At 51.9% G+C, this 19,180-nt stretch carries 21 protein-coding genes; 14 read left to right on the top strand and 7 right to left on the bottom strand.

The genetic code is table 11. The features are described 5' to 3' along the window. From soxZ to AC4IE8_RS08455, 3 genes are all read right to left on the bottom strand, one after another. Positions 1–315 carry a thiosulfate oxidation carrier complex protein SoxZ gene (gene soxZ / locus AC4IE8_RS08465; RefSeq protein WP_068988116.1) on the bottom strand — a complete coding sequence of 105 codons (315 nt, stop codon included), beginning with the start codon at positions 313–315 and terminating at the stop codon, positions 1–3. A 46-nt stretch (positions 316–361) separates the two neighbouring features. After that, on the bottom strand, positions 362–838 hold the full coding sequence (gene soxY / locus AC4IE8_RS08460) for a thiosulfate oxidation carrier protein SoxY (RefSeq protein WP_490790802.1): 477 nt from the start codon (positions 836–838) through the stop codon (positions 362–364). Positions 839–1,677: 839 nt separating this feature from the next. After that, a complete protein-coding gene (locus AC4IE8_RS08455) occupies positions 1,678–3,138 on the bottom strand; it encodes a beta-barrel assembly-enhancing protease (protein WP_068988117.1) in 1,461 nt (486 codons plus the stop codon). 406 nt (positions 3,139–3,544) lie between these two features. On the opposite strand from AC4IE8_RS08455, the gene AC4IE8_RS08450 reads away from it, so the two are divergent. Next, positions 3,545–4,111 carry a Tll0287-like domain-containing protein gene (locus tag AC4IE8_RS08450; RefSeq protein WP_068988118.1) on the top strand — a complete coding sequence of 189 codons (567 nt, stop codon included), beginning with the start codon at positions 3,545–3,547 and terminating at the stop codon, positions 4,109–4,111. Positions 4,112–4,162: 51 nt separating this feature from the next. On the opposite strand, the gene AC4IE8_RS08445 is transcribed toward AC4IE8_RS08450, so the two are convergent. The 4 genes from AC4IE8_RS08445 to AC4IE8_RS08430 all read right to left on the bottom strand — a co-directional run bounded on the left by AC4IE8_RS08445 (position 4,163) and on the right by AC4IE8_RS08430 (position 7,806). Further along, positions 4,163–5,395, bottom strand: coding sequence for a vWA domain-containing protein (locus AC4IE8_RS08445; RefSeq protein WP_068988119.1), 1,233 nt, complete (start codon positions 5,393–5,395; stop codon positions 4,163–4,165). A 39-nt stretch (positions 5,396–5,434) separates the two neighbouring features. Further along, the gene (locus AC4IE8_RS08440; protein WP_068988120.1) at positions 5,435–6,478 is read right to left on the bottom strand and encodes an AAA family ATPase; all 1,044 of its coding nucleotides are present in this window, start codon (positions 6,476–6,478) and stop codon (positions 5,435–5,437) included. A gap of 9 nt (positions 6,479–6,487) precedes the next feature. Beyond that, a complete protein-coding gene (locus tag AC4IE8_RS08435; protein WP_068988121.1) occupies positions 6,488–7,045 on the bottom strand; it encodes a hypothetical protein in 558 nt (185 codons plus the stop codon). A 182-nt stretch (positions 7,046–7,227) separates the two neighbouring features. Beyond that, a complete protein-coding gene (locus tag AC4IE8_RS08430) occupies positions 7,228–7,806 on the bottom strand; it encodes a Smr/MutS family protein (protein ID WP_490790801.1) in 579 nt (192 codons plus the stop codon). A 141-nt stretch (positions 7,807–7,947) separates the two neighbouring features. On the opposite strand from AC4IE8_RS08430, the gene surE reads away from it, so the two are divergent. The 13 genes from surE to AC4IE8_RS08365 all read left to right on the top strand — a co-directional run bounded on the left by surE (position 7,948) and on the right by AC4IE8_RS08365 (position 19,176). Then, complete coding sequence (surE, locus tag AC4IE8_RS08425; protein ID WP_068988123.1) at positions 7,948–8,691, top strand: 5'/3'-nucleotidase SurE; 744 nt, start codon at positions 7,948–7,950, stop codon at positions 8,689–8,691. A 23-nt stretch (positions 8,692–8,714) separates the two neighbouring features. After that, entirely contained in the window at positions 8,715–9,353 is a 639-nt protein-coding gene (locus tag AC4IE8_RS08420; protein WP_490790818.1) for a protein-L-isoaspartate(D-aspartate) O-methyltransferase, read from the top strand. After that, complete coding sequence (locus AC4IE8_RS08415; protein ID WP_068988125.1) at positions 9,353–9,928, top strand: YqaA family protein; 576 nt, start codon at positions 9,353–9,355, stop codon at positions 9,926–9,928. The genes AC4IE8_RS08420 and AC4IE8_RS08415 overlap by 1 nt, the downstream gene beginning before the upstream one ends. A 48-nt stretch (positions 9,929–9,976) precedes the next feature. After that, positions 9,977–10,882, top strand: a complete 906-nt coding sequence (locus tag AC4IE8_RS08410; protein WP_490790800.1) for a peptidoglycan DD-metalloendopeptidase family protein — start codon at positions 9,977–9,979, stop codon at positions 10,880–10,882. A gap of 97 nt (positions 10,883–10,979) precedes the next feature. Continuing rightward, complete coding sequence (gene rpoS, locus AC4IE8_RS08405; protein ID WP_068988126.1) at positions 10,980–11,981, top strand: RNA polymerase sigma factor RpoS; 1,002 nt, start codon at positions 10,980–10,982, stop codon at positions 11,979–11,981. An 11-nt stretch (positions 11,982–11,992) separates the two neighbouring features. Next, positions 11,993–12,730 (top strand): helix-turn-helix domain-containing protein, encoded by a 738-nt coding sequence (locus tag AC4IE8_RS08400; RefSeq protein ID WP_068988127.1) that lies wholly within the window; start codon positions 11,993–11,995, stop codon positions 12,728–12,730. Between the two features lie 613 nt (positions 12,731–13,343). After that, positions 13,344–14,777 carry a cytochrome-c oxidase, cbb3-type subunit I gene (gene ccoN / locus AC4IE8_RS08395; RefSeq protein ID WP_068988128.1) on the top strand — a complete coding sequence of 478 codons (1,434 nt, stop codon included), beginning with the start codon at positions 13,344–13,346 and terminating at the stop codon, positions 14,775–14,777. A gap of 20 nt (positions 14,778–14,797) precedes the next feature. Continuing rightward, the gene (gene ccoO, locus AC4IE8_RS08390; protein ID WP_068988129.1) at positions 14,798–15,511 is read left to right on the top strand and encodes a cytochrome-c oxidase, cbb3-type subunit II; all 714 of its coding nucleotides are present in this window, start codon (positions 14,798–14,800) and stop codon (positions 15,509–15,511) included. A 32-nt stretch (positions 15,512–15,543) separates the two neighbouring features. Further along, on the top strand, positions 15,544–15,717 hold the full coding sequence (locus AC4IE8_RS08385) for a cbb3-type cytochrome c oxidase subunit 3 (protein ID WP_068988625.1): 174 nt from the start codon (positions 15,544–15,546) through the stop codon (positions 15,715–15,717). Then, positions 15,704–16,555, top strand: a complete 852-nt coding sequence (gene ccoP / locus AC4IE8_RS08380; RefSeq protein WP_490790799.1) for a cytochrome-c oxidase, cbb3-type subunit III — start codon at positions 15,704–15,706, stop codon at positions 16,553–16,555. The genes AC4IE8_RS08385 and ccoP overlap by 14 nt, the downstream gene beginning before the upstream one ends. 85 nt (positions 16,556–16,640) lie before the next feature. Beyond that, the gene (locus AC4IE8_RS08375) at positions 16,641–16,766 is read left to right on the top strand and encodes a hypothetical protein (protein ID WP_490790798.1); all 126 of its coding nucleotides are present in this window, start codon (positions 16,641–16,643) and stop codon (positions 16,764–16,766) included. 381 nt (positions 16,767–17,147) lie between these two features. Next, positions 17,148–18,584, top strand: a complete 1,437-nt coding sequence (ccoG, locus tag AC4IE8_RS08370) for a cytochrome c oxidase accessory protein CcoG (RefSeq protein ID WP_490790797.1) — start codon at positions 17,148–17,150, stop codon at positions 18,582–18,584. Positions 18,585–18,672: 88 nt separating this feature from the next. Continuing rightward, positions 18,673–19,176 carry a FixH family protein gene (locus AC4IE8_RS08365; RefSeq protein WP_068988132.1) on the top strand — a complete coding sequence of 168 codons (504 nt, stop codon included), beginning with the start codon at positions 18,673–18,675 and terminating at the stop codon, positions 19,174–19,176. Positions 19,177–19,180: the final 4 nt, after the last annotated feature.

Below are 19,180 nucleotides of genomic sequence, written 5' to 3'. Positions count from 1 at the left end.
TTATTTGATCTTGCTGGTCATGCTGTCGCTCTTACCGGTGTTGTCGGTCCAGCCGAGTTCAATGTCATCGCCTTTGGCCGCACCGGAGAACTTGAAGGAGATGTAGGGGTTCTTGGAAACACCGCCACTCCATTCAGCCATCATCACAGTATTGCCTTTGTGCTTGCAAACCACTTCCTGGATGAAGTGAGCCGGAATGGTTTTACCGGTCTTTTTGTCTTTACGGCCACCTGTCTCCATTGGATGGGTCATCAGGGCCTTAACAGTGGTTACGCCACCTTTCTCTTTGGCGCGGATCTTGATCGATTTAGCCATGCTCTATACCTCGTATTCGTTATGTGCTTGTCGGAATCGGCTGCGATCAGCCGCCGCAACCACCAATGGTGACTTTGACTTCTTTCTTGGCGCTGTAGAGCTTGCCGCCCGCTTTGACAACACCAACGACATCGCCAGTTTTACCCATTTTGATACGGGTAGAGACAAAACCGGTTGCGCCTGGTCCCATGACAAAATTGGCAACCAGAGGCACTGGGTTATTGGAAGCAATGATTGCGATGGATTCGACGCCATCAATGCTGGCATCAACTGTGATTGGTACTACGGCACCATTTTCTGCGATATCCGGTGCTTTGACTTTAATGTCTGCAGATTCTGACACGTCAGAACTGCCAAGCAGTGCGTCCAGTGCGCCAGAGAGCTCCTTGGATTCGAAGGCGGCCTTGTTCCAGGCAGCCAGAACCTGCTGAGGAGCCAAAAGTCCGGTAGCAGCAGCGACACCTACCGAGCCAGCTGCGAGTGATCTTTTTAGGAAGATCCTGCGTTTCATTTCATTGCTCATTCATTCTCTCCAGACTGAGAAAGGTTAGTGATTAACGTTTGTTTTATGAAACTGAATGGGTTGGTCAATTTCATTGCCCAGTTCTTTGTGACCAATTTTGGTCGGGATTTACCCCTGTACCGTTGCAATCACATTTGCCGGGTCATTGGCATCAATAAAGCTGTCGTATTGAATTATTTTGCCTTGCAAGACATGTTGTTCCCGCTATAAACAATCAACTGGATCACCCTCTGATACTGGTTCGGTATTGGGATCACTCGCGGTCACTCATGTTTGTCAGTGGCTTAGAACAACTTTTACAGTAAAAAGTTGCGACAGCTGTGCACCATGTCCTCCAGTGTTTATTTCGTTATTGAGGATGCGTTGTTACCGGCTTCTTTTTATTTAAACGGGTTTGCCGGCAAACATTACCTTTACAGGTAGATCGTAAGAATACCGAATCAGAGAGCGATATCAAGCAAAAAATTTTGAAATATTAGTGCTTTGTGATGTTAGCAGCATGGCACCCTTATGAAAGGCTTGGGTTTGTTCCGCTTCGGATAGGGGTTTTCCTGAATTAGAGTTATATGCTATCCCAACCGCGGGTTTTGCGGGGTATGGCATGGCTGACGGCTGAAACCCGGCCGATTTGGTCTGAAGATTGTCAAAAGCCTGGTTTGACGGCTGAATCCGGCCTGTTCAGGCGATGAATTGAGGCAGCGGCAGGCCGCTACGGCTTTTAGGGCCTATTGGATTCGTGTTAACAGGCCCTGGCCGGATCCGGCTTGGAATTGGAGAAATTCCGATCGATGCGCCACAGCACGGGTGGTTTGGAATCGTGTTATCAGGCCCAGGTCGGCTTACTGCTCTTTTTTGACCAGATCGCGAAGTTTTTGCAACCGGGATTCGATCCTGGAAGTCTGATAGAAATCGGTCTGTTCCGCCTCTTTCAACGCAATCTCCAGTTGGCGGATGGCCGGGTGAAACTCTCCTCTGGCCACATAGGACTCAGCCAGCATGCGGTGGGATTCAGCTTTCCGGCCGGCCTTTTGCTCAATCTTGCTGAGTAAGCGATAGAGTCTCGGATCCCTGTCGTGGAGCGTTAGGGTCTGCTGGGCCACCGATTTGGCCTCTGCAAGGCGCTTGCTATCCGTCAGATCCTCAATGTATGCGATTGAGATCGGATAGCTTTCAGGCATCAGTTGATAGTAGGTCTCAAGTGTTTTCAGCGCTTTTTCCGCTTCATCCTGTTGCTTGGCGATGTCAGCAGACAGCAACACATACTGCGGCTGCTGCGGTGCGTTTTTTAGCAGTTTATCAATCGCCTCTTCCGCTTTCTCATACTGATGGTCGGCCTTCAGCGCCAATGCGTAGCCGTACTGATGCGCCTCCTTGTTCAGATGGCGACCTTCCTCAAGTCCGGTCGCAAAATGCTTCACTGCGGCTTTAGGATCCTTGAAGGACCTGACTCGAAGTGTTTCACGGGTGAGAAAGTAGCTCAAATCCCCGGGGTACTGTTTATAGGGGTAGGTCTCCGCTCTTCCGAGGGCGTCAGCAATGCGATTGGTGGTAACCGGGTGCGTGCGTAGAATCTCCGGGATCCCCGAATCATAAAGGCGGCTGGCATGGGTCAGTCGCTCGAAAAATACCGGCATGGCGCGGGGATCGAAGTTGGATTTGGCCAGTATCTTGATACCCACCGTATCAGCCTCTTCTTCATTGCTTCGGGTGAAGTTGATCTGCTCCTGTACGGCACTGGCCTGAACCCCGGTGGCCAGAGCAATCCCGGCATCCGGTGACGTGGCGGCGCCGACCAGGATGGAGGCGAGTAGCAGAGCGGCTGTCTTTCCACTCATCTGATTTGCCGCATCAAAGGCCCGCAACAGATGCTTTTGAGTGACATGAGCGATTTCGTGAGCGATCACCGAGGCCAGCTCACTCTCGCTCTGGGTGGCGAGAATCAGTCCACTGTAGATACCGATATGACCGCCGGGACCGGCAAAAGCATTGACTTCAGGGAGCTCGATGACAAAAAAGTTAAATTCCTGACCGATGGCTTCACTCTGCTTGAGCAGTTTCTCACCCAGGTTTTGAATGTATTCCGCAATCAGTGGATCATCCATTACCGGGCTTGTTTTTCTGACGCTCTGCATGAATTCACGGCCAAGCCTGATCTCATCCGCGGGTGTCAGGTATTGGTCTGATGGGGAACCCAGTTCAGGTAGTTTGATGCTCTCTTCTTCTGTGTCAGCACTGGCTGTGGGAAGTATCAATGCCAGCAGGAGGAGCGTGATTCGGAGTTTCAGTGGTGTTCTTGCCATGCCAATAACTGATACCTGTGAATGCAGAATAGTTCCTCAATCAGAACGCATATGGGGAGTGCCCCTGATTGGGGCACGCCCATTGTAAAGGGTTAATTAGTCGATGCCATCTTAGCGCCATATCTGTACTGGTGATAGTCGGCCATGGATTGCTGGACGGTTGAATCCAACCTATTAAGGCTTCTGGTTAATACGTTATGGGTGGATTGAGTTATTGGTCTCTTTTGGTGCTTTACGGGTGATTGTTCGGTTTTACCTAACACTCAATAAATCTTTAAGAATGAAGAGGTTGTCTTTTCAAATAATTGCTTTAATCTAGCGCCCCACGACCAACCGGCCGGCCGTGAATCGTGTGGATCTTGATCCTGACCGGTTTACATTGGCTTTCAATTAACGGAGTTCCATGATGAAGAAGAGCGTAGTTTTATTTCTTGCATCCATTTGCCTGAGTGGAGGCGTTCAGGCAGATCAGGCCATGCAGGCCAATATCAAAGAGGGTAAAGGGGTGATCAAAGCCTATTTCGGTGACCTGAAAGGTGAACTGCAAAAGGGTATGAAAGAGAATGGTCCGGTATCAACCATTTCAACCTGTAATACCGTTGCCCCCAGTCTCACTGAAGCCCATTCTCAGATGAGTGGTTGGAGTGTGGGTCGGACCAGTCTTAAGGTGCGGAATCCTGAAAATCGTGCCGATGCCTGGGAAACCGCCGTACTGAACGAGTTTGAAAGCCGTAAGATCGACGGTGAAGATCCCATGAAGATGATCAAGGCGGAAGTGGTTGAAGAAAACGGCCGTAAAGTATTCCGTATGATGAAGGCCATTCCGACCGCTGAAGTCTGCACCAAGTGTCATGGTGCTGAACTTGCCGAGCCGGTCAGTGCAAAACTCAATGAGCTCTATCCCGCTGATGAGGCGCGTGGTTATAAGCCTGGTGATCTACGTGGCGCCTTCACACTGAAGAAAGCACTGTAATCAAATACCGAGATTGCCCCGGGTTCGCTGCACGACACTTTTCTGCAGACATCAGTTGAGTTGGATGCGTTGACCCCAGGGGGTCTTCTGCTTGCCTTTGACCAGCCAGATGACTGGGTAGTAGGGTGCATGGGGGGGGAAAGCCCCCTCCGCATCGGTAAAATAGACCACCAGATCCGGGCTCAAGTCCTGCTCCGCGATCCACTCGAAAACTGGTTTGAAACTGGTGCCACCACCCCCGGTGATTTTTTCAGGCAGGTCGAATTCCTCCCAGGACTCGTAGATCCAGGGAGCCTCTTCGGCAATGACCGAATCACAGGCGAGCAGGGTGACTCGGGCCCGCATCTGGCCTTTGAGTGCATTGACCTCGGCCAGAAACTCCCCCATCTCCTCATCCTGTATCGAGCCGCTTGTATCCAGGGCGACCACCAGTTCCAACTGATTGCTGCGCAGACTCGGTAGTATGAATTCTCCCTCTCTACGTGAGGGTCTTTGATAACTGAAGTCATCCCTTGCCAGAGCGGTCATATACCTCGCCAACAGTAGTCGCCAGGGAAGCTGGGGTTGCAGCAGATGGTCGACCATTCGGGCGATTGCACCATCCAGTTTGCCCGCCTGCATCGCCTGTTGGGCTGCCCCGGCCATTCGTTGCTGCCACTGGATATTCAGGGTCTCAGCCTCATCCGGAGACAGGGGAGGTGGTTGTGAGGCAGCGTTGCCTGAACCGCTCTGGGGATTGTCAGGCTCATCACCCTCTTGCTCGCTATTCTTCTGCTGCTGGCTGTTGGCGATATCCTTTTCCGACTTACCGCTGCCGGAGCTCTTGGTGTTGTCCTGGTCATAGACATGATTGTCCAACGGTTGGTCGTCGTTATTCTCATCCAGACAGGGGTAGATCTCTTCAGCAGTCATGCCGCTGAATTGGGGTAGCATCAATGATCCCGGTGGTGGCTTCAGCCCATCTTCGGTGAGCAGGGGATTGATCGCATAGTCACAGGCCATATCCCAATGCAGCTTGGTTCGATGCTGTCGTCGGGCGAAATGGGAGAGGGCGCAGTGCAGGGCCTCATGGGCCAGCATGAACTGGGTTTCATCGAGGGTGAGCTGATCGATGTATGTGGGGTTGTAATAGAAGGATTTGGCGTCAGTGGCTGTGGTCGGACACCAGTCTGGATTGGCTTCCTGCATGGGAAGCCGCATCACCAGTGCGCCGAGGAAGGGCTTATCAAGAATCAGCTTGGTTCGTGCGGCGGCCAGTTTGGTCTCGATCTCATCTTGATCCATCAGTACTCCTGGTTAACAGGCCCGGTCGCAGCGGGTTTCTCACTCATACAGCATCACGTCGGATACCGCCTGCGCCCAATCATTGAACTGTGGAACGCTGAACAGGGTTTCACCGATCGCCCGGTGCATGTCGGAAACCAGCATCACGCCCATCTCCCGTTGTGGGAAGCGGCCGGCATATTCGAGTATGCGCCCATGCACCTCAACTCCGTCACCCGACTCATTCGCCCGGATTGCACGCCCCACCAGCGCGGAGGCAACCGCATACTGCAGATCGATCTCATTTGGCATCGAGACCTCTTCACCGCGTAATATCGCATCCAGATCGGGCATCTTGTCCAGGCTGCTGACGAAGGCATGTAGCTCCACCCCGGCGGCCGGTCCAACACAGGCTTGCAGGGCACCTTGAAGCAGCTGAGGGTGGTCGAAGAATTTCTGCAGCGCCCGATGGGCAAACTCCCAGGAGCGAGGCGAGGGGAAGGCCACCGGGTTATGCGCCGGATCAAAATCAAACAGCAGTTCAGGACGGAAACGCAGAAAGGCGATGATCCGTTCATCGATTTGATTACGGTAGGCCCAGGCGACCCAGTCATCCAGATTGGTCTCTACCTCAAAATGGGAGAAGCGGTTGGCCAGAGGTGCCGGCATGCTGTAGGTAACCCCCCGGTCACCCTGACGGTTGCCTGCGGCAAAGATGGCCCAGCCTTCAGGTACCTGATATTCGCCCAGACGCCGATCCAGTATCAGCTGGTAGGCTGCGGCTGAAACCGTGGGTGGGGCGGAAGTGATCTCATCGAGAAACAGGATGCCTTGGCTGCCATGGCGCTGCTCATCGGGCAAAAGAGAGGGAATCGCCCAATCGACGCTGCCGTTGGAGCGGAAGGGTATTCCGCGCAGATCACTGGGCTCCATCTGGGAGAGTCGGATGTCGATCACCGGGGCCTGATGCTGCTGCGCGACCTCCCGAACCATGTCCGATTTACCCACGCCGGGTGGACCCCAGAGCATCACCGGGGTGTGGTGACCGGCACGGGTACTGATGAACTCTTGCTCAAGTATGGTGAGTAGCTGGATGGGACGCATAGGTACTTCCTAATCGAAGAGGTTTCTGATCGCACGGGAGAGCTGTTTATAGACCTCCGGCCCATCCACATCCATGACCTGATCGATCACCCAGCGGTTATCGTGTTCATCGCCCGCCATTACCTGTTGTATCTCAAAACCCAGATGGCGCAGGAAAGGGTAGCTGGGTCCCTGATCGCTGAAGTTGAACTCGGCATACTCGGCAGATCGCTCATTGTAGAGGGCGATCAGATGGTTGGCATGGTCACCGGAACCGATTATCTCGTTCGCGTTGTCCCGATAGTGGTCGGCCAGCTTCATCACCAGGGCTGTAATGGTCGCGACCCGGTTTTCATCGTCTCCCATCTGGTGGATCAGGCGGTCAGCGATCTGTACCTCGTAGATCAGATACTCGGCAATCACCGCCAGGCGCTGTTCATCATTGTGATAAACAAAGTTCTCTCCATGCAGGGTGATCGCCTTATCCAGTGCAATACGCCAGGCAATAAATGCGATGGCGCCACCAATCTCATCAGCAGAACGTGCGGCATCCTCATCGTGCCATTGACTCTTGATTCTGATTGCCAAGTTCAAATTCTCCTATTGATCTCTATCGGTCCGGTGTTTACCGGAGTCGGCAGTCAAGTTGCGGGTCTGAGGGGAGGCGTCATCGGATCGTAATGTTACTTGTACTGCTTTGTAATAACCCAGTATTTTACTCGGATTAAGCTGAATTTCAATGCCTGTTGAGCATATACACTCAAAACGCCTTATCTGCCTGCTTTTGAGCGGCTACCGGCGGCTGCTCTTATCCGGATTACGCAGTAAAACATAGGCTGCACCCGTTCCGCCATCCCGACGGGGTGCCGAAGTGAAGGCCAGGACATCGTCTCTTTGGCGCAGCCAGATGTTGAGTTTATGCTTGAGAATGGGCTGCCTGCCTGCCTGCCTTCCGAGCCATAACCCTTGCCGTGTATGATCCGGACACAACGAATCCGTCGCTCCTGACACTGTTTTAGAAAACCATCCAGATCAGCCCTGGCATAACGAACCGTCAAGCCATGCAGGTCCAGTTCACCGCCAATCTCCAGATATCCCCGCTGCAGGTCGTGCATCAGGCGGTTTTGAACGCCGGGTCTGGCAAAATAGAGTACCTCACCGGTTTCGATCTCGTGATCCGAATAGTGGTCTTGTGAGGACTCCTCCTCATCCCCAATCGGTAGATTCAGTGGTCTGGGAGTCAGACGGCGGCGATAGGGCTCCGCTCGTGACTCATTGAGTGGCACAGCATCCCCGAGTTGCTCGTGGAAGAGTGCTTCGTCATCGGATTTGTCTCGCTTTTTGCTCATCTTCAGGCTGAGGGTTCTGTGTCTCGTTATTTAATGTTAACAGGCCCCGTGAGCGGTTGAGAAGAATCTCGATCCCGCGCTTCACCCGCTGGGGATTTGGAGGGTGAGACTGATCACTATTTACAGTATATTGTGCCCCCTATGAACATCCTTCTGAGTAATGATGACGGCTATCAGGCCACTGGGCTGATGATGCTGGCCGAGCAGCTGTCTGAAGTCGGCAAGATTGTGGTTGTGGCCCCTGACCAGGACCGCAGTGGCGCCAGTAACTCCCTGACTCTGGTCAATCCGTTGCGCGCCCGGACCATGGAGAATGGCTTCATTCGGGTGGATGGCACACCGACGGATTGTGTCCATCTGGCGATCACCGGATTACTCGAGCAGGAGCCGGACCTGGTGGTTTCCGGTATCAATGCCGGGCCGAATATGGGGGATGACGTGCTCTACTCGGGTACGGTTGCTGCGGCTACCGAGGGCCGCTTTCTTGGTCTGCCTGCGGTCGCCATCTCCATGAACTCCCATAATCCTCAACATTTCGAGACGGGTGCTCAGGTTGCTGAGATTCTGGTCCGAAGATTGGTCGAAGCGCCGCTGAGTGAGAGTGTCATTCTGAATGTGAATGTGCCGGATATTCCCTATTCGGAGCTGCAGGGTATCGTCTCCACCCGACTCGGGCATCGGCATAAAGCGGAGCCGGTAGTCAAAAGCCATGATCCAAGGGGCAAAACCATCTATTGGGTAGGCCCAGCCGGGGCTGAGCAGGATGCGGGACCCGGCACGGATTTTCATGCCGTCAGGCAGGGATATGTCTCGGTGACACCCTTGCATGTGGATCTGACCCGCCACAGTGCGCTACCGATCCTTGATGAGTGGCTGAAACAATGATTATCGGTGGCGATCATCAAGGTATCGGCATGACCTCCCGGCGAACCCGGGAAAGGCTGGTAGAGCGTCTACGCAGTAAGGGAATCCGCAATCTGGCGGTATTGGAGGCGTTACGCAATACGCCACGCCATATTTTTGTCGATGAGGCGCTGGCCAGCCGTGCCTATGAGGAGACGGCACTGCCAATCGGCCATGGCCAGACCATTTCACAACCCTATACGGTGGCGCGGATGACCGAGGCGCTGCTGGAAGGCGGTAGGCCGGAGAGCGTGTTGGAAATCGGTACCGGATCAGGCTATCAGTGTGCCATTCTCGCCCAGCTGGTGCGACGGGTTCACAGTGTTGAACGAATCTCAGCACTGCTCGATCAGGCGCGGGCAAGATTTCGGGAACTTGGACTGCGCAATATCCGTCTCAAGCATAGTGATGGTGGCGTTGGGCTTCCCGAGTATGCTCCCTATGATGGCATACTCGTTACGGCTGCAGCGGAGGCTCTGCCTCAAAGCCTGCTGCAACAATTGGCTGTGGGTGGATGTTTGATTCTGCCGGTAAAGAGTAATCAGGGACAAGTGATGTTACGTATTACCCGGACCGAAGATGGTTTTCAACAGCAGACCTTGGAGTCTGCGAATTTCGTACCCTTAGTCGGAGGGATGATTTAGTGAGACTCTTTTCATCCTTGTATGCCCGTACGATGAAATTGTCCAGACACCCCCATGCGCCTCGCTATCTCGCCGGACTGAGTTTTGCTGAATCCTCTTTTTTTCCGATTCCTCCCGATGTGATGCTGGCGCCGATGAGTATGGCGGAACCTTCGAGGGCCTGGTTTTATGCCGGTTTGACCACCGTGGCCTCAGTCGTCGGGGGCATTTTAGGTTATTTTATCGGTCTGTTTGCCTTCGATCTGATCGAACCGCTTCTCAGGGACTGGGGCTATTGGGAGGGTTATCTCGCCGCTAAGGATTGGTTTAGCCGCTGGGGATTCTGGGCGGTTTTTTTAGCGGGATTTTCGCCGATTCCCTATAAGATTTTTACCATCACAGCGGGTGTTGTGGCGATGTCCTTCGTCCCTTTTGTTGTCGCTTCGCTGATCGGTCGTGGAGCCAGGTTTTTCCTGGTGGCTGCATTGATGGCTTGGGGTGGGGCCCGTATGGAAAGGGCATTGCATCGCTATGTGGACCGGTTGGGGTGGATCATGGTGGTAGCATTTGTATTGTTGTTCATATTTCTGAAATAACAGAGGGGTGCTGAGTGTGAGCAGAGCAAATCGGTCCCTGGGTTGCCTATGAGAGAGCACGGCAGCCTGACTGGCCTATCCCTATCGCTCCCCGTGATGATGTTCTGTCTGCTGATCGGTATCAGTGCCTGTTCCACCAAAGGCAGTGCGCCGGTTTACAACCGTCCAGTCAGCCCTTCCCAACAGGGGGTAACCACCGCTGCGACCAATAAGCCGGTCAGCCCCTCTGCACACAGGTATAAATCCTCCAGGACATACTATCTTGTGCAACCTGGGGATACGCTCTACTCGATTGCCTGGCGACACTATCTGGAACATGAACTTCTGGCAGCCTGGAATGGCATCAAGGCCCCCAGGTATTCAATCTACCCGGGGCAGCGGCTGCGCCTGAAACCGCCGGAAGTACGGAAAACCAGGCACAGGCAACCCACTGTTAACACACCCGTGAAAAAGGTAGTAACAAAGGCTCAACCCACAACACCCGTTGTCAGGCCTGTCGCTAAACCACCGCCTAATCCGACAACGGTTAAATCTGCAGCGGTAAAAAAGCGTGTTGCCACAAATCAGCAAAAGCGCGTTAAGTTAGCCTGGCGTTGGCCGACCAAAGGAAGAGTGGTGCAGACTTTTTCATCCTCTGATCAGAATCGCAAAGGTGTGCGGATCGGTGGACAGATCGGCCAGCCAATCAAGGCCGCTGAGGCTGGTCGCGTGGTCTACGCCGGCGGTGGATTGGTCGGTTATGGCAATCTGGTCATCATCAAGCATGACAAGAATTACCTGAGTGCCTATGGATACAATCGAAAACTGCTGGTAAAAGAGGGTGATAATCTCGCCAAAGGCGATATAGTGGCGCACATGGGTTCGCCACACAGCGGTGGTCAACCGGTACTGCATTTTGAGATCAGAAAACAGGGGAAGCCGATTAATCCCCTGCCGCTGTTACCAAGAAAATAGATAATTACGATAGCTGGACTGGCTTTAGCGTTCGGATTTGGGAGTGAGATGACAGATCGATAACGCCTAGGCATGGTTCGACCAATGGAGATGAGTGATGAGTAACAATCCTGATGAATCGGCAGAGGCAGATAGCGATGCCGTTCTCGAAGATCTGGAAGATCAGGATCTGAGTCTGAACGAAAATCAGGCGGAGAGTGAAACGGTACAGGAAAAACCCGAAGTCACAGAAGCCCTGAAACCCAAGGCGGCTGAGGCTGGGGATGCGCAAATGGATGCAACCCGGCTCTATCTCAATGAGATTGGTATCTCCAAACTGCTGACAGCAGAGGAAGAGGTTCATTTTGCCAGGTTGGCTCAGAAAGGAGACCAGTCGGCCAGGCAGCGGATGATTGAGAGTAACTTACGTCTGGTGGTCAAAATCGCCAGGCGCTATATGAATCGGGGGCTGGCACTGCTCGATTTGATCGAAGAGGGTAATCTCGGTCTGATCAGGGCGGTGGAGAAATTCGATCCTGAACGTGGGTTCCGCTTTTCAACCTATGCGACCTGGTGGATTCGGCAGACCATCGAACGGGCCATCATGAATCAGACCAGGACGATCCGTTTACCGATTCATGTGGTGAAGGAGATCAATGTCTATCTCAGGGCGGCCCGTAAGCTTGCTCAAACCCTGGACCATGAACCCAGTTCCGAAGAGATTGCCGATCTGCTCGATCGCCCGATTGACGAAGTCAAGCGCATGCTCGGTCTGAATGAGCGTGTCACCTCGGTGGATACACCTTTTGGCAAGGATGCTGACAAGCCACTGTTGGATACCATTGCGGATGAAAAGAACCAGGATCCGACGGTGGATATTCAGAATGACGGTCTGAATGCCAATCTGGATCGTTGGTTGAGCAAATTGAACGACAAACAGAGAGAAGTGGTAGAGCGACGTTTTGGTCTACATGGCTATGAGAACTCCACCTTGGAACAGGTCGCGAATGAGCTGGGGGTGACGAGGGAGCGGGTGAGACAGATACAGATGGATGCGTTACGTCGACTGAGGGATATACTCGAGCGAGATGGGTTCTCAGTGGAATCGATCTTTAAATAGAGTGGGCTCAGATGCATACCTGTTGCCAACAAGCAGAGGTTAATGATCCGTCCCGGCAGGAGGTGGCCTGCTGCGATTGCGGATTGGATCCGCTCTGTCAGGTGGTAGATTACGGAGCATGCGAGCTGGCCGACTCAAAGGTGGTATTGATGCGCCGCCAGCCGATGCAGCGTGGTGAATTATTGTTTTCCGCAAAACAGCCTTTTTCCGCTCTGTTCGCGGTCAAATCCGGATCATTCAAAGCGATCAGTCTTGATTTGTCCGGCAAAGAGCGGGTGGTGGGATTCTACCTGCCGGGTGATCTGATTGGTGCAGAAGGGATCGCGAACAAGGTCTACTCCTTCACGGTCAGAGCGCTGGAGGAGAGCTCTATTTGCAGAATGGATCTGGATCAGATGCCTCAATCCGGCCGCGGAAATGAGAGGTTGCAGGGAGCTCTGATCTGCACACTCGGCCAGGAGGTCAGCATCAACCATCTGGTGACCAGCGCCTTGATACAGCAGAACGCAGAGCAGCGATTGGCCGCCTTCATTCTGAACCTATCAACCCGATGCGGAATGCGTGGGTTGTCTCAGTACCAACTTGATCTCAGCATGTCCAGGAGTGATATTGCCAGCTACCTTGGCTTGGCGCGCGAGACGGTGAGCCGAACCCTTACCAGATTTCAAAATTACGGATTGATCGGAATCAGTAAACATATTTTGAAAGTCGTCAATCCAGAAGGCCTGCAAAAAGTCACTTTGGCCTAGGGACTTTTAACATAAAACCGATCACGCCCCCCTCTGTTACGTCAACCGGTACGAGTACTTCTGAATCACACCTCTCTGCGTTACCCATGGTTCATTTGGACTTGCCAAACTTCTCTTCTCGTCCCTCGATTTCACTTCATCATGCGTAGCTCGCCCTATTGATAAACTTATGAGGGGATTAGTATCGATTATTGGATAAGTGGCTTTCAGATCGATCTTTCAGAAATTTCAAAACATCGTTTTTTAGTGAGAGTGATTCTCAATCAATTTTTTGTTTTTAATCTTTTTCCATCCGCAGGCAAAAGTTTTTCAAACAGGTTTGTCAGTAGCAGTTTTAAAGAGTTCGTCTTGTAATAGCAGAATTTTGTTTATTTATGATTTCTTTGATCTGAGTCAATTAATCAGTATTGCAGATATTTAACAGTTAAATCAATAAGTTACGCTATATTCCCTTTGATGGGTTATAGGCTAATTCGTATTGACATCTGATCCAATAAAGAGTGATATATGTCACGCTGCAATTGTGTCATTTGACACAGTTGTATCTGTTGAGAAGATCTCGACAAAAAATCTTTAAAGTTTTGTTCAATTATTTGTTTTAAGAGGGGGGTACATGGACGCCGCAGCCGAGCAAAAATACAACTTCGATGTTGTACGCTGGTTTACCGTCATGGCCGTCGTCTACTTAGTAGTAGGCGCATTAGTAGGTGTGTATATCGCCGCCGAGCTAGCCTGGCCGGTTCTGAATTTTGATTCACCATACATTACATTTGGACGGCTTCGTCCGCTCCATACCAACGCTGTTATCTTTGCGTTTGGTGGCTGTGCGTTGATGGCGACATCATATTACAGTGTCCAGCGAACTTGTGGCGTTAGGCTCTGGAGTGACAAGCTGGCCTGGTTTGTTTTCATCGGTTGGAACCTGATCATCGTATCCGCCGTTGTTACCCTGCCTCTTGGCCTTACCTCTGGTAAAGAGTATGCAGAGCTGGAGTGGCCGATTGATCTGGCGATCGCGGTCGTCTGGTTGGCCTATTCATTCAACTTCATCATGACGCTGGCAACCAGAAAGTCATCCCACATCTATGTATCCAATTGGTTCTTCCTGGGTATGATGGTGATGATTACCTACCTGCATGTGGTCAACAGCCTGGCGATCCCGGTTGATCTGTTCAGATCCTACTCTGTCTTCTCCGGTGTTCAGGATGCGATGGTCCAGTGGTGGTGGGGACATAACGCAGTAGGTTTCTACCTGACTGCTGGCTTCCTCGGTATCATGTACTACTTCGTACCCAAGCAGGCCGGTCGTCCTGTCTACTCCTATCGTCTGTCAGTCATCCACTTCTGGGCGCTGATGTTCGGTTATGTATGGCTGGGTGCTCACCATCTGCAGTACACTGCACTGCCTGACTGGACCGGCTCTCTTGGTGCCGCAGTCTCTCTGGCAATGATCATTCCTTCATGGGGTGGTGCTGTAAACGGTATGATGACCCTGTCCGGTGCCTGGGACAAACTGCGCACCGACTACGTCCTGCGTTTCATGATCATGTCTCTGGCCTTTTATGCCATGTCCACCTTTGAAGGTCCGGTCATGTCGCTGAAGACCGTTAACGCCCTCTCTCACTACACCGACTGGACCGTAGGTCACGTACACTCCGGTGCTCTGGGTTGGGTAGCCATGGTTGCCATCGGTGCGATCTACCACCTGATGGTGCGTACCTTCCACACCGAAATGTGGTCAACCAAGCTGATCAATGCTCACTTCTGGACAGCAACCATCGGTGCGGTTATCTACGTCGTTGCGATGTGGGTCTCCGGTATCATGCAGGGCCTGATGTGGCGTGCTTATGATGAGTACGGCACTCTGGCTTACACCTTTGCGGAATCCGTTGAAGCAATGCATCCCTACTACGCCATGCGCGCGATCGGTGGTGCGATCTTCCTGCTTGGCGCTGTAATGATGCTGATCAACGTCCTTATGACTGTCGCTAAAGCATCAAGCGAAGGTAGTCTGCAACAAGCCCGCACCGCTGCGGCTACAGCTTAATCTTAAGGGGGGTTCGCAAAATGGCGAATGATAATAAATCTGTAAGCTTTCAGGAGAAGATGGAAAAAAACATCTGGCTGCTCCTGATCATTCTGGCTATATCCCTCTCTGTAGGTGGTCTGGTCGAAATCGTTCCGCTTTTCACCATGAAGAACACCATGGAGCACAATGCAGCGCCTGAACTGCTCTGGCAGCGTCAGCCAGGTCAGACTCTGCATGACCACAAGCCGGGTGATGGTATGCGTCCGTATACTTCGCTTGAGCTGGCTGGACGTGATATCTATCTGAAAGAAGGCTGCTACACCTGCCATTCTCAGATGGTGCGTCCTTTCCGTGATGAGAAAGAGCGTTATGGTCACTACTCATTGGCTTCCGAGTCCATGTACGACCATCCCTTCCAGTGGGGCTCCAAGCGTACCGGTCCTGACTTTGCCCGTCTCGGCGGCAAATATTCAGACGACTGGCATCGCAAGCATCTGCGTGAGCCACGCTCCGTGGTTCCAGAGTCCGTCATGCCTAACTACCCTTGGTTGAAAGACAACCTGATCGAGGGCAAGGATATGGCAAGTCGTTTTGAAGTCATGCGTCTTCTGGGTGTTCCATACACCGATGAAGACATTGCCAGTGCCAATGGCGAACTGGCTGGCAAGACTGAAGAAGATGCGATGGTGGCCTATCTGCAGGTACTGGGCACCATGGCTACTTTGGACGAAAACAAAGTCTATCGTCAGTAATGAAAGAGTACTTTTCTACTAATTGGGAGGCGATGACCACCAACGATTGGATCGGCATGATCATGACGGTGGTCACCTTCTTCCTGATGATAGGCGTATATTTCTACGCGCTACGTCCAAAGAACAAGGATAAGCTTGAAAAGAATCGCTTTATCCCGATGGACGATGATGCAAATGATAGCGGAGATAAAAATGGCGGAAAATAATCCTTTTCCGGGTGAAAACAACACCGGACATATTTGGGACGATAACATCCGGGAGCTGAGTAACCCTCCTCCACGGTGGTGGATGATCGCCTTCTGGGCCTCGGTAATCTGGTGGATTGCCTATGGCGTTCTCTATCCCATGTGGCCTGTAGGTCAGGAACCTACACAAGGCATCATGGGTTGGAGTCAGATGGATGAGTACAAAAAGGGTGTGGACGAGGTTGAAGCGGTACGTGCCGAGTTCGAAACCCAGATCAAGGGTATGTCAGCCAAAGAGATCCTGGCCACACCTGCTCTGACTCAATACACCATCGCTTCTGCGAAGGTACTGTTTGGTGACAACTGTGCGGCCTGTCATGGCGGCGGTGGTCAGGGTGGCCCCGGCTATCCGGTACTGGCTGACGACGATTGGCTCTACGGTGGTAGTGTCGACAACATTTCGCAGACTGTCACCATGGGTCGTAAGGGCATCATGGCCGCCCACGGCAAGATCCTCTCGGATGCAGAGATCGACAGCATGTCTGAAGCCATCATGGCCGGTAACCCCACTTCTGATCCTAACTTCACTCAGAAGGGTTGTATCGCCTGTCATGGCATGGACGGTAAAGGTATGGCCGTACTCGGTTCAGCCAATCTGACCGATGGCATCTATCGTTTTATGCCTGCTGAAGGTGAGACCCTGCTCGACAGCATCAAATACACCATCAAATATGGTGTGAATGACGCAACTGAGCCTAAGACTCGTGATGCTGTTATGCCGGCTTTCGGTGGTCGTCTGTCTGAAGATGACATTAAAAAGCTTGCTGTCTATGTCCACAGATTCGGTGGCGGACAATAAGGCTTGTAAAGCCGACAAAGCATTTTTTTCACCATTGGCCGTGTGAGCATGGAAACTCACACGGTTACAAGATAAGGGGATTGCTATGAACGGAGATGCAGTTTTTTGGGGTTCAATAGTCACCGTGGTGATTAGCGTGGTGATTGTCATCTACTTGGGCTTCAAGGTCAGCAAACTCATCAAGAGTGATGCGGAAAAGCATAATAGCTGAGCAAGATTGGCGCTAAGTTGAAAAGGGGGGGTATTTATACCCCCCTTTTTTTATGTAAGAAAAGCTACAGTCTTTCGGCATCTGGTGCGGTGAAATAACACTTATTTAATTTGGGGTTTGGCGCTTGAGGAGCACTTTATTAGGTAGCTTTACTATACTAGTTAGGTAAATAAAACAGTGCCTTAGTCATTTAAACTGTTCATTATTTCCAGTTTCGCTAAATTTCTGAAATCGTTTTGAGTCGTTGCAGAATTCTGTAGAATAACCATGGAGTGTTGTTTAATTGCTTCTAACTTATTGATAAATCGCATGGCTTGATAATAAGCCTGTCTATATCATCTTTTTCTTATTTACCCCCACTGCTTCAGAGGAGTTGAGCCATTGAGCGCAAGTGATACGACTGCATCCAAACAACAGGTTGTGGATGACCTTTACGCTGAATCCGCACATTGGCATCTGAATACCGGTGAAGAGACGATTCATGCCAAACGTATCGGTGGTCACTGGCGAAACCTGAAATGGTTGGCAGCTTCTTTCTGGCTCATCTATTTTATCGGCCCCTATTTTCAGTGGGGTGATCGTCAGGCGGTACTGTTCGATATCCCTAACAGACAATTTCATATTCTTGGGGCAACCATTCTGCCCCAGGATTTCTGGATGCTCTCACTGACCCTGCTGTTTTTTGCCCTGTTGCTGGCGGTGGCAACTGCTCTGGCTGGCCGGGTCTATTGTGGCTTCTTCTGCTTTCAGACCGTTTGGACCGATGTGTTTACCTGGCTGGAAGAAAAGCTCGAAGGGAATCCGGTCAAAAGACGCAAACTTGAAAAAGAGACTCTGAGTACCAGAAAGATCAGAATCAAAGTAACCAAGCACCTGATCTGGCTGCTGATCTCGGTTCTGACCGGCATCAGTTTTGTTGCCTGGTTTTATGATGTGTTTGACCTTTGGCGTGACATTTTCACCCTGCAGGCCGGTTCGGTGGCGTTTGGCACCATTGCGCTGTTTACCGTAGGGACCTATGTGCTGGCTGGCTATATGCGTGAGCAGGCCTGCTTCTGGCTCTGCCCCTATGCCAGAATCCAAGGGGTTATGATCGATAAAACCACCGTCGTACCCTCCTATGATTTTCATCGCGGTGAGCCCAGAGGGCGCATCAAGAAGGGGCAATCGGAAGAAGAGCGGACCACCGGTGATTGTGTGGACTGCAAGCAGTGTATCGCTGTCTGCCCGACTGGTGTGGATATCCGTCATGGTCAGCAGGAAGGTTGCATCATGTGCGCACTCTGTATCGATGCCTGTGATGAGGTGATGGAGAAGATCGGCCGACCCACAGGTCTGATTCGTTATGAGTCCTTTGAGTCTCTTGAGGTGAACAAGAAGCCGGTGCCACTCTACAAGCGCCCCAGAGTCTGGGTCTATTCCGCGATTATGACGCTGGCGCTGGCCGGTATTGCCTATGGTTTGACCTCACTTGCACCCTTGGAGATCAAGGTGATCCATGATCGTCAGCCACTCTTCGTATTGCAGAGTGACGGCAGCATTCAGAACAAATATACGGTCAAAATCCTCAACAAAATGACCAACGACTTACCGGTCACCATCAGTGCTGAAGGCCTGGATGGTCTGATACTGGTCGATGCGGACCAAGTCACCACAGCTCGCCGTGGCAAGGTCACACCTCGAACCGTGTTTGTTCGGGTGCCCCAGGAGAAGCTGACGGCTGAGAGTCTGCCGATCATCTTCAAAGTTCGGGGTGAACGGGATGGTGAGGTGCTGGAAAACAGCCGAACGAGCGTTTTTATTGGCCCAAAACGCTAGCTCTTGGTAAAATAGCCGACAATCTCAGGGCGGGCAGCGATGTCCGCCCTTTTCATTTTTTTATGCGTAGTCGTTATAATTTGCAGCCATGACAGAGAAAAAATCAGCTTGGAGAAGTCCCTGGGTAATCGGTTGGGTGGCTATGGTGGTGGTTTTCTTCACCATGAACATGATCATGATCTACCTGGCAACCCAGAACAACCCGGGTTTGGTTGTGGATGACTTCTATGACCGTGGCCAGGATTATGAGAAAAACATGCTCAAACGCCAGGCCAGAGACCCAAAATGGGTGATGAAGATCAAACTGCCTTCTAAGATCGAGATTGGCCAGCCGGTAGTTTGCCAATATACGGTAAAAGACCGCGAAGGCACTCCGATCGACCGTGATGAAGTCACTTTTCACGCCTATCGCCCATCTGATGCAGATCAGGATTTTTCGGTACCCATGCAGCGGATCGGCCCTGGTCTCTACGAGGCGACGGTGAGTTTCCCCCTGAAGGGTGCCTGGGATCTGCTGGTCAGTATTCGCAACGGCGAGGATGAATACCAGGTTCCCAAACGTATCGGTGTGGGTATAGATTGGGTGCCTTAGCAGG

The sequence above is a fragment of the Candidatus Thiodiazotropha sp. AKAK2 genome (genome assembly GCF_058244685.1).
This window is presented reverse-complemented; position numbering and strand designations above follow the sequence as displayed.

Coding starts and splice junctions, on each gene's coding strand:
- soxZ (WP_068988116.1), bottom strand. CDS start 315: ATGGCTAAATCGATCAAGATCCGCGCCAAAGAGAAAGGTGGCGTAACC.
- soxY (WP_490790802.1), bottom strand. CDS start 838: ATGAGCAATGAAATGAAACGCAGGATCTTCCTAAAAAGATCACTCGCA.
- AC4IE8_RS08455 (WP_068988117.1), bottom strand. CDS start 3,138: ATGGCAAGAACACCACTGAAACTCCGAATCACGCTCCTCCTGCTGGCA.
- AC4IE8_RS08450 (WP_068988118.1), top strand. CDS start 3,545: ATGAAGAAGAGCGTAGTTTTATTTCTTGCATCCATTTGCCTGAGTGGA.
- AC4IE8_RS08445 (WP_068988119.1), bottom strand. CDS start 5,395: ATGGATCAAGATGAGATCGAGACCAAACTGGCCGCCGCACGAACCAAG.
- AC4IE8_RS08440 (WP_068988120.1), bottom strand. CDS start 6,478: ATGCGTCCCATCCAGCTACTCACCATACTTGAGCAAGAGTTCATCAGT.
- AC4IE8_RS08430 (WP_490790801.1), bottom strand. CDS start 7,806: ATGAGCAAAAAGCGAGACAAATCCGATGACGAAGCACTCTTCCACGAG.
- surE (WP_068988123.1), top strand. CDS start 7,948: ATGAACATCCTTCTGAGTAATGATGACGGCTATCAGGCCACTGGGCTG.
- AC4IE8_RS08410 (WP_490790800.1), top strand. CDS start 9,977: ATGAGAGAGCACGGCAGCCTGACTGGCCTATCCCTATCGCTCCCCGTG.
- rpoS (WP_068988126.1), top strand. CDS start 10,980: ATGAGTAACAATCCTGATGAATCGGCAGAGGCAGATAGCGATGCCGTT.
- AC4IE8_RS08400 (WP_068988127.1), top strand. CDS start 11,993: ATGCATACCTGTTGCCAACAAGCAGAGGTTAATGATCCGTCCCGGCAG.
- ccoN (WP_068988128.1), top strand. CDS start 13,344: ATGGACGCCGCAGCCGAGCAAAAATACAACTTCGATGTTGTACGCTGG.
- ccoO (WP_068988129.1), top strand. CDS start 14,798: ATGGCGAATGATAATAAATCTGTAAGCTTTCAGGAGAAGATGGAAAAA.
- AC4IE8_RS08385 (WP_068988625.1), top strand. CDS start 15,544: ATGACCACCAACGATTGGATCGGCATGATCATGACGGTGGTCACCTTC.
- ccoP (WP_490790799.1), top strand. CDS start 15,704: ATGGCGGAAAATAATCCTTTTCCGGGTGAAAACAACACCGGACATATT.
- AC4IE8_RS08375 (WP_490790798.1), top strand. CDS start 16,641: ATGAACGGAGATGCAGTTTTTTGGGGTTCAATAGTCACCGTGGTGATT.
- AC4IE8_RS08365 (WP_068988132.1), top strand. CDS start 18,673: ATGACAGAGAAAAAATCAGCTTGGAGAAGTCCCTGGGTAATCGGTTGG.